Source organism: Rugamonas sp. FW305-51 (assembly GCF_058786935.1).
Genome location: NZ_JBYSZG010000025.1, coordinates 1 through 14446 on the forward strand (window position 1 = coordinate 1; position 14446 = coordinate 14446).

Annotated in this window: 13 protein-coding genes; 10 read left to right on the forward strand and 3 right to left on the reverse strand. The window is 62.4% G+C overall.

The genetic code is table 11. The features are described 5' to 3' along the window. Window positions 1–329, reverse strand: a 329-nt coding sequence (locus AC3WOS_RS17285; RefSeq protein WP_492717261.1) for a hypothetical protein, incomplete at its 3' end; no start/stop codon positions are given. Window position 330: 1 nt separating this feature from the next. Next, complete coding sequence (locus tag AC3WOS_RS17290) at window positions 331–966, reverse strand: hypothetical protein (protein ID WP_492717262.1); 636 nt, start codon at window positions 964–966, stop codon at window positions 331–333. Between the two features lie 1046 nt (window positions 967–2012). Here AC3WOS_RS17290 and AC3WOS_RS17295 point away from each other — a divergent pair. The 6 genes from AC3WOS_RS17295 (at window position 2013) to AC3WOS_RS17320 (ending at window position 9616) form a co-directional block, all read left to right on the forward strand. Next, entirely contained in the window at window positions 2013–2339 is a 327-nt protein-coding gene (locus AC3WOS_RS17295) for a transposase (protein WP_492717263.1), read from the forward strand. A gap of 408 nt (window positions 2340–2747) precedes the next feature. After that, entirely contained in the window at window positions 2748–5066 is a 2319-nt protein-coding gene (locus tag AC3WOS_RS17300) for an NADP-dependent malic enzyme (RefSeq protein ID WP_492717264.1), read from the forward strand. A gap of 258 nt (window positions 5067–5324) precedes the next feature. After that, on the forward strand, window positions 5325–6368 hold the full coding sequence (gene gmd, locus AC3WOS_RS17305; protein WP_492717265.1) for a GDP-mannose 4,6-dehydratase: 1044 nt from the start codon (window positions 5325–5327) through the stop codon (window positions 6366–6368). Window positions 6369–6377: 9 nt separating this feature from the next. Further along, window positions 6378–7322, forward strand: coding sequence for an NAD-dependent epimerase/dehydratase family protein (locus tag AC3WOS_RS17310; protein ID WP_492717266.1), 945 nt, complete (start codon window positions 6378–6380; stop codon window positions 7320–7322). Next, a complete protein-coding gene (locus AC3WOS_RS17315) occupies window positions 7319–8473 on the forward strand; it encodes a glycosyltransferase family 4 protein (protein ID WP_492717267.1) in 1155 nt (384 codons plus the stop codon). Before AC3WOS_RS17310 ends, AC3WOS_RS17315 begins: the two co-directional genes overlap by 4 nt. Window positions 8474–8494: 21 nt before the next feature. Continuing rightward, on the forward strand, window positions 8495–9616 hold the full coding sequence (locus tag AC3WOS_RS17320) for a glycosyltransferase family 4 protein (RefSeq protein WP_492717268.1): 1122 nt from the start codon (window positions 8495–8497) through the stop codon (window positions 9614–9616). A gap of 352 nt (window positions 9617–9968) precedes the next feature. Here the strand turns inward: AC3WOS_RS17320 and AC3WOS_RS17325 are convergent, their stop codons facing one another. After that, window positions 9969–10499, reverse strand: coding sequence for a lectin-like protein (locus AC3WOS_RS17325; RefSeq protein WP_492717269.1), 531 nt, complete (start codon window positions 10497–10499; stop codon window positions 9969–9971). Between the two features lie 338 nt (window positions 10500–10837). Between AC3WOS_RS17325 and AC3WOS_RS17330 the strand changes: the two genes are divergently transcribed. The 4 genes from AC3WOS_RS17330 to AC3WOS_RS17345 all read left to right on the forward strand — a co-directional run bounded on the left by AC3WOS_RS17330 (window position 10838) and on the right by AC3WOS_RS17345 (window position 14410). Next, window positions 10838–11236, forward strand: coding sequence for a PA2779 family protein (locus AC3WOS_RS17330; protein ID WP_492717270.1), 399 nt, complete (start codon window positions 10838–10840; stop codon window positions 11234–11236). Beyond that, window positions 11236–12216, forward strand: a complete 981-nt coding sequence (locus AC3WOS_RS17335) for a PA2778 family cysteine peptidase (protein WP_492717271.1) — start codon at window positions 11236–11238, stop codon at window positions 12214–12216. Before AC3WOS_RS17330 ends, AC3WOS_RS17335 begins: the two co-directional genes overlap by 1 nt. Before the next feature lie 266 nt (window positions 12217–12482). After that, a complete protein-coding gene (locus tag AC3WOS_RS17340) occupies window positions 12483–13943 on the forward strand; it encodes a pilus assembly protein TadG-related protein (RefSeq protein ID WP_492717272.1) in 1461 nt (486 codons plus the stop codon). Beyond that, window positions 13940–14410, forward strand: coding sequence for a TadE/TadG family type IV pilus assembly protein (locus tag AC3WOS_RS17345; protein WP_492717273.1), 471 nt, complete (start codon window positions 13940–13942; stop codon window positions 14408–14410). The genes AC3WOS_RS17340 and AC3WOS_RS17345 overlap by 4 nt, the downstream gene beginning before the upstream one ends. The last annotated feature ends 36 nt before the right edge of the window (window positions 14411–14446 follow it).

Sequence of the window (14446 nt, forward strand, 5' to 3'; positions counted from 1 at the left end):
TCTTCATACAATATGCCAAAAAAAGAATATCCTGACAATTTTAATTTTTCAGCTGCAGAAATAAAATCGCTGGGCAACTCACGCTTTATGTCTGGATGTTTTTTAAAAGTTTCAATTAATTTCTGATATTCCGAATCAGATTTCAAAAGGATCACCCCATCCCGGTCCTTGATTAGGTTTTTTTCAAAAAAATCTTTTTGAGTTTTCGATAACTCGGCATCTGTAATGATTCCCTCGCCTTTTTCGCCCAACTCCAATAAGACCTTAGGTAAATCCTGTGCAAGACACGTGCCTGATATAAAAGCAAGAAACAAAAAAACTATTTTCATATTATCGATCCATTAAACTAGTTCCGATACCAAGATCGGAAAGGTTGCACGTATTTGCTTGCGAATCGCTTACATTGACCAAAGCTCCGCTTTGCGCGTCCACTGCTCGATGCCTGCCTTTGACCAAGAAGTGTCTAACCGCATCAGCCCCGAGCCTTTCGACAATTTTTGGACTTCCGGCGCGCGCACTATAAAGAAGTTGTCGATTTAGATAGAAAGGTGCAAATTCTGGAGACGCCCTCATTGCAGCAGAAATTTGTTGTTGTGTCCAGGCACTATCCAATCTGTCCCTGAACTTGTACCCCACAATTTCGCCACTACCATTTTGTCCCGCCTGCAATTCAACCCACTCATAAACTATGCGAGCGGAAAACAAATAGTAACGTACATTTCCATAGTCAGTCGTCAACGATTCAAGAATCCAGTACTGGCTCTGCGTATCTGCATCTCTTAGCGGAAGAACCAAAACATCGGTATCTGCACCTATTGCGTAAAAAAACAGTGAAGCTGCGCGTTGTAGGTCAATTGGAATCTGGTCAAATCTGCAGGCCCTGCTTACTGAACCTAATGCATGGGCTTGGCTGTAAACTGCTATAGACGCAAAAAAAAATATTTTAATTATATCCTTGATTTTCATAATATCACCAAACCTAATTCGAAAGATAGTTAAAGCTGAGGGCCATCGTTTGGACAGTTTCTATCTGTCACGATATTGCACGCGCCCTGTGTAGCAGGATATGATATTGGCGGGGTAAATTGAGGAACAGGTCCTGGGGGTCTCACCGGGGTCGGCGGATATCTAACGCCCGCTTGGATAGTTGCATAATCAGGGTCGGCGGAAGTGTACCATTCAGACATCCATTGATCCCCAAGTTGATTGTGCCAATACACCATTAAAGAACCATCCGGCAACATCTTAATTAAATGGCATTGGTAAACGGGTGTGCAGGTCCTAGGAGGATTATTGCTTCTCCAAATAACCTGGGATCCATTATATTCAGTTAAGCGCCCATCTGCCTCCAGTACTGCGTGCGTCCCATGCTTTGCCATTCGGTAGATAACAACTCCATCGGACCGATAGACAAGAAAGCTGCCATCGGTCTGCATAATTAGCGTGTATTTTCCGTCGATGGATGTAATGCTGCCGTTATTTTTTAGAATGCTTCCTTGAATTAAAGTATCGGTCGCTTTAGCTGCATTAAAATTTAAGCACAGTATTGTTAAACATAGGTAAAGTATTCTTTTCACTTATCCCTCTAAAGGTTTTAGTTTAAATCGGTATCATAGTAGTGACAAATAAACAAAGCACGGATAACCAATTACATATGGTTGCGATGGTTGTGTGCTTATGCAAAAGTCTATATGTATTTGTTAGACAATAAGTTTAATGGGAAGATAAGTCAACATAATTATCAAAATATATATTTTTACTTTGGTACAATGTTATATATTTCATAAGCTTTAAATATGTTAAGTAAGTTGTCGCATATCTGGCCGGGAGCAAATATCGGACACCTTGAAATTCTCTCCAAAGATGGCGTGATGTCGTTATGATAATTTCGACTTTCTTCCAAGGGCGTTTGCCGACCAAGAACGCGAAGCGAAGCTGAATAAGCTTGGCGACGCACTACGGCTGCTGGAGCAGCCGCTGAACTTTTCGACTCAGGCCTTCCTGGACCGATCATGCATGCGCCATGGCCAAGCCGTGAACGCGGCGGTCGTCCGCCTTTCTCGACCGAACTAATGGTACGGTCGCTACTGATTCAGCAATTGCTCAACTTTTCCGATGCGCAGATGGAATCTCAGTTGCTTGACCGTCTGAGTTTCCAGCGCTTCGTCGGATTGCGCGCGAGCAGCCAGATTCCGGGCCGGACCATGATCTGGACGTTCAAGGAGCGCCTGATTCAGGTCGGCGGCAGCGCAAGCATTTTCGACGCGGTCAACCGCCAGCTTGCCAAACATGGCGTTATCTCGCGAGGCTGCCAGATGGTCGATGCTCGCTTCATATAAGTACCCAAGCAGTCGCGGGGCAAGGGGGAAATTCCCTAGTTAATGACGCCGCGATGTCCGCCGGCTGGAGTCCCGCCAAGCGGCGCCAGAAAAATACCGAGGCGCGCTGGTGTTGGCGTGTAGCATGATATGCGTGCCATTCGAGGCCACAATCGTGAAGTTCATGGTGGAGCGCCGCGGCTTGATGTCTGTAGTTCATCTTGATCGCCAAAAAACTTAATTTAAAGGCAATGGTTGGGCGGCAATGTTTGTTGTATTTTTGACTTATTGATATGCAATTTTTGATTGCTGTAGGGTATTTCCATACAAAACAGTTATAGCACTTGGTAAAAATACCTACTTAATTGAAAGAATCCGTCTGATAAAATCGTAAGCTTTCCGACCGAACAAACAGGAAGGCTGCACAGCATGGATTCGTCATCTGATCAAAAAGAGGAACTTCGCCAACAACTGCGCCTTGCCGCACTCGAGTATCACGAGATACCGCGCCCCGGCAAAATCAGCGTCACCCCCACCAAGCAACTGACCAACCAGCGCGACCTGGCGCTGGCCTATTCGCCCGGGGTGGCGGCGCCCTGCGAGGAGATCGTCATCGATCCGGCCAATGCCTACAAGTACACGGCGCGCGGCAACCTGGTGGCCGTCATCACCAACGGCACGGCCGTGCTGGGCCTGGGCAACATCGGCCCCCTGGCCGCCAAGCCTGTGATGGAAGGCAAGGGCGTGCTGTTCAAGAAGTTCGCCGGCATCGACGTGTTCGACATCGAGATCAACGAATCGGACCCCGACAAGCTGTGCGACATCATCGCCTCGCTCGAGCCCACCTTCGGCGGCGTCAACCTGGAAGACATCAAGGCGCCCGAGTGCTTCTACATCGAGCGCCAGCTGCGCGACCGCATGAAGATCCCCGTGTTCCACGATGACCAGCATGGCACGGCCATCATCGTCGGCGCGGCCATCCTCAACGGCATCAAAGTGGTGGGCAAGGACATCAAGGAATGCAAGCTGGTGGTGTCGGGCGCCGGCGCGGCCGCGCTGGCCTGCCTGGACCTGATCGTCGACCTCGGCTTCCCGCTCGAGAACATCTTCGTCACCGACCTGGCCGGCGTGGTCTACAAGGGCCGCACGGAACTGATGGACCCGGACAAGGAGCGCTTCGCGCGCGACACCCCGGCCCGCACCCTGGCCGAAGTGATCCCCGGCGCCGACATCTTCCTCGGCGTGTCGGCCGGCGGCGTGCTGAAACAGGACATGGTGCGCCAGATGGCGCCCAACCCCCTGATCCTGGCCCTGGCCAACCCGAGCCCGGAGATCCTGCCCGAGGACGTCAAGGCCGTGCGCGACGACGCCGTGATCTGCACCGGCCGTTCGGACTACCCGAACCAGGTCAACAATGTGTTGTGCTTCCCCTACATCTTCCGCGGCGCCCTCGATTGCGGCGCCACCACCATCACGCGCGAGATGGAGATCGCCGTGGTGCACGCCATCGCCGAGCTGGCCCACGCCGAGCAGAGCGACATCGTGGCCACCACCTACGGCATCAGCAACCTGTCGTTCGGCCCCGAGTACCTGATCCCGATGCCGTTCGACCCGCGCCTGCTGATCCAGATCGCGCCGGCCGTGGCCAAGGCGGCCGAGCAGTCCGGCGTGGCCACCCGTCCCATCAAGGACTTGCAAGCCTACGCCGACAGCCTGCAGCAGTTCGTCTACCGCAGCGGCACCTTCATGAAGCCGCTGTTCCAGGTGGCCAAGAACACGCACGCCGACCTCAAGCGCATCGTCTATGCCGAGGGCGAGGAAGAGCGCATCCTGCGCGCGGTGCAGGTGGTGGTCGACGAGCGCCTGGCGCGCCCCATCCTGGTGGGCCGTCCGGCCGTGCTGGAGACGCGCATCCAGAAGTTCGGCCTGCGCCTCAAGCAGGGCGTGCATTTCGACGTCATCAACCCCGATTTCGACGCGCGCTACCGCGACTACTGGAAGGCCTACTACGAGCTGACGGCGCGCAAGGGCGTGACCCAGGAATACGCCAAGCTGGAAATGCGCCGCCGCCACACCCTGATCGGCGCCATGATGATCGCCAAGGGCGACGCCGACGGCATGATCTGCGGCACCTTCGGCACCACCGACCTGCACCTGAAGTATATCGACCAGGTGCTGGGCAAGCGGGCCGGCGCCAAGGTGTACGCGGCCATGAACGTGCTGATCCTGCCCGAGCGCCAGCTGGTGATGGTCGACACCCACGTCAACGAGAACCCCACCGCCGCGCAGCTGGCCGAGATCACCATCATGGCGGCCGAGGAGATGGTGCGCTTCGGCCTGTCGCCGCGGGCGGCCCTGCTGTCGCACTCGAACTTCGGCTCGTCCAACAGCGAGTCGGCGCAGAAGATGCGGGCCGCGCTGGCCATCATCAAGGAACAGGCGCCGGAGCTGGAAGTGGACGGCGAGATGCACGGCGACACGGCGCTCGACTCCAAGTTGCGCGGCAAGATCATGCCCGGCTCCAACCTGGCCCATGACGCCAACCTGCTCGTCATGCCCAACATCGACGCGGCCAACATCGCCTACAACCTGGTCAAGACGGCGGCCGGCAACGGCATCGCCGTCGGCCCCATCCTGCTCGGCTGCGCCCGTCCGGTGCACATCCTCACGCCGTCGGCCACGGTGCGCCGCATCGTCAACATGACGGCCCTGTGCGTGGTGGACGCGGTGGCGGAACGCAAGAGCTGATCCGGTCCCCGTACCGGCGCCAGGCTGGCGGCCCGCGAGGGCGCCAGCCTTTTTTGCGCCGGCCGTCCGCGCGCGCGGCGACTATTGATGCAAATCAAACAATGCTTTAATGATCGAAAATATTGCCCTGTAACAAGATGTAACTGTTGTAATTGCCATATGGAGCAGGAAGTGCGGCGGTGACGCTCTGTTACAATACCGGGTTGTTCGAGGGCGCAGGCCGTCCTCCCGCCATTCCCAGCATCGGATCCGAATATCATGCAAAACACGAAGAAAGCGCTCATCACGGGCATTACCGGCCAGGACGGCGCCTATCTGGCAGAACTGCTGCTGGAAAAAGGTTATGAAGTGATTGGCACCTACCGCCGTACCAGCTCGGTCAATTTCTGGCGTATCGAGGAACTGGGCATCCAGTCGCATCCCCGTCTCAAGCTGGTGGAGTATGACCTGACCGACCTCGGTTCCAGCATCCGCCTGCTGCAGAACGCGGCGCCGGACGAGGTGTACAACCTGGCGGCGCAAAGCTTCGTCGGCGTGTCGTTCGAACAACCGGTGACGACGGCCGAAATCACCGGCATCGGTCCCGTCAACCTGCTCGAGGCGATCCGCATCGTCAATCCCAAGATCCGCTTTTACCAGGCATCGACCTCGGAAATGTTCGGCAAGGTGCAGGCTATCCCGCAGAAGGAAGACACCCCGTTCTATCCGCGCAGCCCGTATGGCGTGGCCAAGCTGTATGCGCACTGGATGACGGTCAACTACCGCGAGTCGTACGGCATCTTCGGCTGCTCGGGCATCCTGTTCAACCACGAGTCGCCGCTGCGCGGACGCGAGTTCGTCACCCGCAAGATCACCGATGCCGTGGCCAAGATCAAGCTGGGCAAGCTCGACGTGCTGGAACTGGGCAACCTGGACGCCAAGCGCGACTGGGGCTACGCCAAGGAATACGTGGAAGGCATGTGGCGCATCCTGCAGGCCGAGCAGCCCGACACCTATGTGCTGGCCACCAACCGCACCGAGACCGTGCGCGATTTCGTCACCATGGCCTTCAAGGCGATCGACGTGGCCATCGAATGGCAGGGCACGGCCGACCATGAGACGGGCCATTGCAACCGCACCGGCAAGGTGCTGGTGCGGGTCAGCCCCAAGTTCTACCGTCCGGCCGAAGTGGAGCTGCTGATCGGCGACCCGGCCAAGGCCCTGACGGAACTGGGCTGGAAGCCGCAGACCACGCTCGAACAGCTGTGCCAGATGATGGTCGAGGCCGACCTGCGCCGCAACGCGGCCGGTTTCTCGTTCTAGGCGCACGCCATGGCAGCCGCACCGCTGGCCCTGATGGCGCCCACGCAGGAGGGCGCCGGCAAGCGCGCCCTGGTCACCGGCCTGGCCGGCTTCACGGGCCGCTACCTGGAGCAGGAGTTGCGCGCGGCCGGCTATGAAGTGTTCGGCACCACCACGCCCGGCCATCCGGTCGCGCCCGGTTTCGCATCACATCTGTTTGCGCTCGACCTGACTGACCGCGCCGCCGTGGCGGCCATGGTGCAGCAGGTGCAGCCCGATGTGGTGGCCCACCTGGCCGGCATCGCCTTCGTCGGCCATGCCGACGTCGAGCAGTTCTACCGCGTCAACGTGGTCGGCACCCGCCACCTGCTCGAAGCGCTGGCCGCCCAGCCGCACCAGCCGTCGGCCGTGCTGCTGGCCTCGAGCGCCAACATCTATGGCAACACCAGCGTGCCCGTGATCGGCGAGGACGTGCCGGCCGCGCCGGCCAACGACTATGCCGTCAGCAAGCTGGCGATGGAATACATGGCCCGCCTGTGGCAGGACAAGCTGCCCCTGATCGTGACGCGGCCGTTCAACTACACGGGCGTGGGCCAGCACGAGAACTTCCTGCTGCCCAAGATCGTCGGCCACTTCCGCCGCCGCGCCACCGACATCGAGCTGGGCAACCTGCACGTGTGGCGCGACTTCTCGGACGTGCGCATGGTGGCGGCCAGCTACCGCGCCCTGCTGGCGGCCGCCCCGGCCGGCCAGACCTTCAACATCTGCTCCGGGGGCGCCCATTCGCTGGGCGAGGTGCTCGACATGATGGCCGACATCGCCGGCTACCGCATCAACGTCCACGTCAACCCGGCCTTCGTGCGGGCCAACGAAGTGGAACGGCTGACGGGCGACAATGGCCGCCTGGCCGCCGTGGTGGGCGCGCTGGCGCCGCCGCCGCTGGCCGACACGCTGCGCTGGATGTACCAGGCGTGAGCGCGTTGCGCATCGGCCTGTCCACGACCACGCTGGAGCCCGAGCTGACGGGCGGCCGCCTGGATGGCATCGGCGTCTACACCCAGGCCCTGCTGGCCAACCTGCCGGGGGCCGGCTGCACCGTGCAGCCGCTGTCGTTCGCGCCGCCCGGTGCGCCCGAGTGCCTGCGTGTGGGCCGGCCGCTGCCGCTGTCGTTCGCGCTGGCCACCATCGGCGACCTGATCCTGCCGTCCAGCGCCCGGCTGGCCGTGCGCGACCTGGGCCAGGATGGCCAGCCGCTGGACCTGTTCCACGCCACCGACTACCGCATCGTGCGCATGGATTGTCCGGTGGTGGCCACGCTGCACGACGCGCTGCCGATTTCCCATCCCGAATGGTGCAGCCCGCGCCTGCGCCGGCTGAAGAACTGGCTGCAGGCCAAGGCCGCCCGCAAGGCCGACCATGTGATCACCGGTTCCCAATATTCGGTGCGCGAGCTGGTCGAGTGCTTTGGCGTGGACGAGCGCCGCATCAGCGTGGTGTATCACGGGGTAGCGCCGTCCTGGTTCGAGGCGCCCGATGCAGCCGCGGTGGCCGCCACGCTGGAGCGGCACGGCCTGCGGCCCGGTTACTTCCTGACCGTGGGCACGCTGCAGCCGCGCAAGAATATCGAGCGGCTGCTGCAAGCCTACCTGGCGTTGCCGCCCGTGGTGCGGGCGGCGCGCCAGCTGGTCATCGTCGGCGCGCCCGGCTGGCGCAGCGAGGAGCTGGTGCGGCGCATCGCGGCCGCCCGCCAGCAGGGCGAAAACGTGTGCTGGCTGTCGGCCGTGACGGACCAGGGCGAGTTGCGCCAGCTGTATGCGGGCTGCGGCGCCTTCCTGTTCCCCTCGCTGTACGAAGGCTTTGGCCTGCCGGTGCTGGAGGCGTTCGCCAGCGGCGTGCCCGTGGTGGCGTCGAACGCCACCTCGCTGCCCGAAGCGTGCCAGGGCGCCGCGCTGGAGGCCGATCCGCTGTCGGTGCCGGAGTGGACGGCGGCCATGCTCTCCATCCTGCGCGACGAGGCGTTGCGGGCGCGCTGCATCGCCGCCGGCCAGCGCCGCGCACTGCAACTGACCTGGGCCGAGACGGCGCGCCGCACGGTGGCCGTCTACCAATCCATCCTTACCCAGTGACCTACTAGCGTCCCCTTGCCCATGCGCGTGCTCCATTTTTACAAGACCTATTACCCCGACAGCTGGGGCGGCATCGAACAGGTGATCCGCCAGCTGTGCGCGGGCACCGGCCGGCTGGGCGTGCAGAACGAGGTGCTGACCCTGACGCGCCAGCCCGAGCCGGCCGAACTGACGTTCGAGGGCCACCTGGTGCACCGGGTGCCGCTCGATTTCGAGATCGCTTCCACCGGCTTTTCGCTGGCCGCCATCGGCAAGCTGGCGCGGCTGGCGCGCCAGGCCGACGTGATCCATTACCACTTCCCGTGGCCGTTCATGGACCTGGCCCACTTCCTGGCCCGGATCGACAAGCCCAGCGTGGTGACCTACCACTCGGACATCGTGCGCCAGAAGCAGCTGCTGCGGCTCTACACGCCGCTCAAGCAGCGCTTCCTGGCCAGCGTGGACGCCATCGTGGCCACTTCGCCCAACTACCTGGCGTCGTCGCCCGTGCTGAGCCGCTACCAGCACAAGACGCGCACCATCACCTATGGCCTGGACCAGGCCATCTATCCGCGGCCGGCACAGGCCACGCGCGACAAGTGGCGCGCCCTGTGCGGCGAGCGCTTCTTCCTGTTCGTCGGCGTGCTGCGCTACTACAAGGGCTTGCACATCCTGCTCGACGCCATGGCCAGCATCGACTATCCGGTGGTGATCGTGGGCGCCGGCCCCATCGAGCAGGAACTGAAGGCCCATGCCGACCGCCTGGGCCTGCACCACGTGCTGTTCGTGGGCGCGCTGGAAGAGGAGGACAAGGTGGCGCTGCTCGAGCTGTGTTACGCGATGGTGTTCCCCTCCCACCTGCGCTCGGAGGCGTTCGGCATCTCGCTGCTGGAAGGGGCCATGTACGGCAAGCCCATGATCTCGAGCGAGATCGGCACCGGCACCACCTACATCAACATCGACCAGGACACGGGACTGGTGGTGCCGCCCAACGATCCGGCCGCCTTCGGGGCCGCCATGCGCACCCTGTGGGAGCAGCCGGAACTGGCGGCCGCCATGGGCCGGCGCGCCACTGCCCGCTACTGGGAATTGTTTACGGCCGAACAGATGGCGGCCAACTACGCGGCCCTGTACCGCGACGTGCTGGCCGCGCGCAAACCCTGAGGCTGAGAGTCTTTCGTTCATGCCCGCTCATCACGCCAGAAAGTGCCCGCTCGGCGTTGCAAATGCTCGCCATAGCCCGAGCTATGGCTGTGCTTTGCGCCTTGATCGGTCACGTTCTGGCGCGCTGCTCGGTCACGCCCGAAAAACGCTCAGCCTCTGAGTTTTCTGACCGGAATTTGATTTGGCGCAAACACGGGCGCCGGGCGGGCGCTACCATGGCGCTGGACTCTCTGCCCCCGTTTCCGGTCCGTAACACCGGTCTGACCAGTTATCGACGGTTTCATGCGACGCAACGACGGCGCGGGCGGCGAGAGTTCACCACTGACCGGCGCGCCGGCGCCCCGGATGCGGCTCAGCCCTGGCGTTGCTGGCGGCGGCCCGTCCAGCCCAGCAGGGCCAGGCCGGCGACCAGCATGGCATAGGTACCCGGCTCAGGCACGGCTTCCACCACACCGAACTTGGCGCCCGCATAGCCGCTGTTGTCGGCCAGGTCATTCCATTGCCCGTTGGTGTAAGTGTGGGCATAGTATTCGCCGCCCAGGTTGTTCGGCTCGCCGCCGGCCCAGTTGGTGTAAGTGACGGCGTCACCGTTGGTCCAGGCGAAGTCGGCGGGATTGGGGCCGGTGCGCTGGAAGCCGATCCACAGCGCATGGTTGCTGCCAAAGGTGCTGATCAGGAAGTCATTTTCCGCCTGGCTGTTGACGGCCACCAGATGGGCCCCCATGGCTACGGCCGCCGCTTCGGCGTCAGTCCAGTTGCTGGTATTGAGCTCGATGTAGTGGTGGCCGCCGAAATCGCCGGTCACGCCGGTCGGGGTGACGGCCTGGGCCGCGGCGGCCGTCAGCAGCAGGGTGGACAGGGCAAGTTGTTTCAGGATGGACATGGTGACTCCGTATCGAAAGAGGGGGAGGGACGAAAGGAGAATCGGCGACTGATGAATTGTTGATAATAAATTGCCGATTTTATATCGTCAACTGCAACCTGGGCGTTGTGGCAAGATTGCGTCAGTATCCATCTGCATGTCATCCCCTGTGGTGGTGCCGCCGCGGCCCCTGGCCAGCCGTGCCAATCGACATCGGCCGGGCTCCTTCGTACAATGGCATGGCCAGCACAGCGCCGCTGGATCGCTGGATCGATAATGTGCTCCCGCAAGACCATTCGTGCGTCACGGAAATTTACTTCCCGCTACGCTAGAACCTTTGCCACAATAAGGAGAACACCATGCCCCATCCATTCAAGCAGTTGTGTGTCCATGCCGCGTTGATCGCTTTTGTCAGCGTGGGTATCGCCCAGCCGGCGCAAGCTGCGCTGGTGAGCACCCAGCAAGTGGTGGCTGCCGCCAACGCCGACCAGGCGCGCGCCAGCCTGGCCGCCGCCCTCAATCGCGCCGACGTGCAGGCCGAGTTGCAGCGTTACCACATCGAGCCGGCCGACGCCCAGGCCCGCATCGCCGCCCTGAGCGATACCGAAGTGGCCTCCGTGGCGCACCAGATCGACAGCCTGCCGGCTGGCGGCGACGGTATCCTGGGCGCCCTCGTGTTCATCTTCGTGCTGTTGCTGGTGACCGACATCCTGGGCTTGACCAAGGTCTTCCCATTCACCCGTTCGGCGCACCGCTGATGGCAGCAGCAGGGGCGGGCCGCGCCCGCCTGATGCCGGCCCTGTTGCTGGCGGCCCTGCTGCTGGGCGGTTGCGCCACGCAGACGCGGGCGCTGCGGGCGGCGCCGCCGCCCGGTGCCGCGTCGCGGCTGGAGCTGGCCGCGACGCCGTTCTTTGCCCAGGAACGCTACCAGTGCGGCCCGGCCGCGCTGGCCATGGCGCTGGGCGCGGCCGGCATCGCCGTCGCGCCCGACGCGCTGGTGCCGCAAGTCTACCTGGCCGAACGGGAAGGCAGCCTGCAAGTGGAGATGCTGGCCGCCGCCCGCCGCAACGGCGCGCTGGGCGTCACCATCGCGCCGCGCCTGGAAGCATTGCTGGCCGAACTGCAGGCCGGCCACCCGGTGCTGGTGCTGCAAAACCTGAGCTTGCCCATCTTTCCCCGCTGGCATTACGCCGTCGTGATCGGCTACGACCTGGCCCAGGGCGATATCGTGCTCCATTCGGGCACGACGCAGCACATGGTCATGGCCATGTCCACCTTCGAGCACACGTGGGCCCGCAGCGGCTACTGGGGCATGGTGGCGCTGGCGCCGGGCCAGTTGCCGGCCACCAGCGCCAGGGAAACCGTGCTGGACGCCCTGGTGGCGTGGGAGCAGGGCGGCAAGCCGGACGCCGTGCGGCAAAGCTATGCGGCCGCCGCGCGGCGCTGGCCCGGCGACCTGGGCTTGCTGCTGGGCCTGGGCAACACGGCCTATGGGGCCGGCGACCGGGCGGGCGCGGCCGACGCCTTCCGGCGCGCCACGGTGGCCCATCCGGACAGTGCGCCGGCCTACAACAACCTGGCCGTGGTGCTGAGCGAGCAGGGCGATTACGCGGGCGCGCGCCAGGCCGCCGGGCGCGCGCTGGCGCTGGGCGGCCCATGGCGGGCCGAAGCGCAGGCCACACTGGACACCATCGAGCGGGCCGAGCGCCAGGGCCAGCCCGGCCCGACGCGGCAGTGACGGCGTCCGTTCCGCCAGGGGCGGCCAGGTAAGCCCGGCCGTTACAGCGCTGCCGGCGGTACGGGGGCGCACGGGGCGTGGCAATGCGGAAAACGCTGAGCCAGTCAGTACTTTTCTGCCCGAATACGGGCGGCCCGGGCCGGCAGCGCGCTCTACTCTGTTGACTCTCATCAATTGGCCACATTCTTGCCGCCGATAAAATCGGTTGCCAGCCTTCGTCTGCAAGAACGGAGGCGCAGGCAGTCGCTCAGCGGGAAGGAGACGTCATGAACGGTTGCACCAGAGCGCGCTATGACAGCACCGCCCAGCGCCAGGCGGGGGCGGTGGCGATCATGTTTATGTTGCTATTGGCAGTGATGCTGGGCTTCATGGGCTTTGCCCTGGATCTGGCGCAACTGTACAACCGCAGGATGGAGTTGCAAGGGATCGCCGATGCCGCCGCCGCCGCCGCCGCTGGCGAACTGGCCGGCACCTCCGCCGGCGTGGCCAATGCCGTGACGCAGGCAGCCGTGGCGGCGGGACGCTTGCACTACCAGTACAACACCCAGCCGCTAAACTGGACCGATGCCGCGCTCCGGTTCAGCAGCGACCCAGCCGCACCGGACGCTGCATGGGTGGACGCGGGAACGGCCCAGGCCGCGCCGGATGGGCTGCTGTATGTCAAGGCCGATACCAGCGCGTTGACTGCTGCGACGGGCACAGTGCACGCCGCGTTCATGAAAGTGCTGTCGGCCGAGCTTGCCAGTTCCAGCGTCAGCGGCCGTGCCATTGCGGGCCGGCCGACCATCATGGCGACACCGCTGGCCATTTGCGCCATGTCGCCCACGGCGCAGGCTTCGCGCAACAATGGGGGGAACGTGGAGCTGGTCGAATATGGTTTCCGGCGTGGCGTCCCCTATGACCTGATGCAGCTCAATCCCAACGCCAGTACGCCGGCGAATTTTCTGGTCGACCCCGTTGATCCGGCTGGAACAATCGGGTCTGCCGCCAATTTGGCCACGGCCGTCGTGGGCCCCTTTATCTGTACGGGCAGTATGCAAATCGGACGCTTGATGGGCGGGACCATTACGGTACAGAGTCCATTTCCGTTAGCCCAGCTCTTCCAGCAATTCAATTCCCGCTTCGACCAGTATCCGGGCGGCCTGTGCAGTCCCAATGCGGCGCCACCGGACTTCAACATCAAATCCTATGTCTACAACGCGGCCGTCCCGTGGATGGGGACGGCACGGAATGGCCAGGCATCGGACAGGCAGCAAGACGCGAACAAACTGTGGACCAAGGCTGATCTGCCCCCGTCGGGGTCGGGCGCCAATTCGGCCGCCATGTATGGTCCGCTCTGGTCGTATGCCAAGGCGGTCCCGTTTCCCCAGGCGCTACCGGAGCCGTACGGCGGCTACACCACCTTTGCCACCGGCGCATGGACGACCTTGTATGCAGGTGCGCCCACCGCCGTTGCCTACCCACAACCCACGCCATACATGGCCGGTGCGGGCGCCAACTTCCAGGCCCCCGCGATTGCGCGCAGACCAGGCGTGCGCAACCGCCGCGTGTTGAACATCCCGTTACTGGCCTGTCCCGTTGCAGCCGGTGCGACGACCAGCGCGACCGTGCTTGCTATTGGGAAATTCTTCATGACGGTGCCTGCCACGGCCACCAATCTTTTCGCCGAGTTTGCCGGGATCGTGCCGGAACAGTCGCTCGCCGGACCTGTGGTGCTGTACCAATGAAACGCCAATTACAACATTTTGCCGCGCGCCGCCAGCGCGGCGTGGCCGCCGTCGAAGCGGCGCTGACACTGCCCATCCTGATTCTTCTGTTGGCGCCTATGTTGTTCCTGGGACGGGTGTTCTACCACTATGAGGTGGCCCAGCGCGCAGCGCATGATGCGGCCGTGTATTTGTCGACAGTGCCGCTCGTTGAAATGAGAACGCCCGGCCAGGCGCAAAACGAAGCGGCGCTGGCGGCCGCTATTGTCAACGAAGAAATTGCGGGCCTTAACCCAGGCACTTACGCCCCTGTTGTCGGCGTGACATGCGATGGGGGACCTTGCCCAGGGTTCAACGCGCCGGCCACGATCCGGGTTCTGATATCGATCGAAATGTTTGACACGACATTTGGCAGTACGGCCGACTTTCTGGTTGGCGACGGATTGGTCCTGACGGCCGACGCCTCAATGCGCTATGTGGGCAAATAGGCAAGCTATAGCCGCGCGGGCGGGCACGCAGGCCGG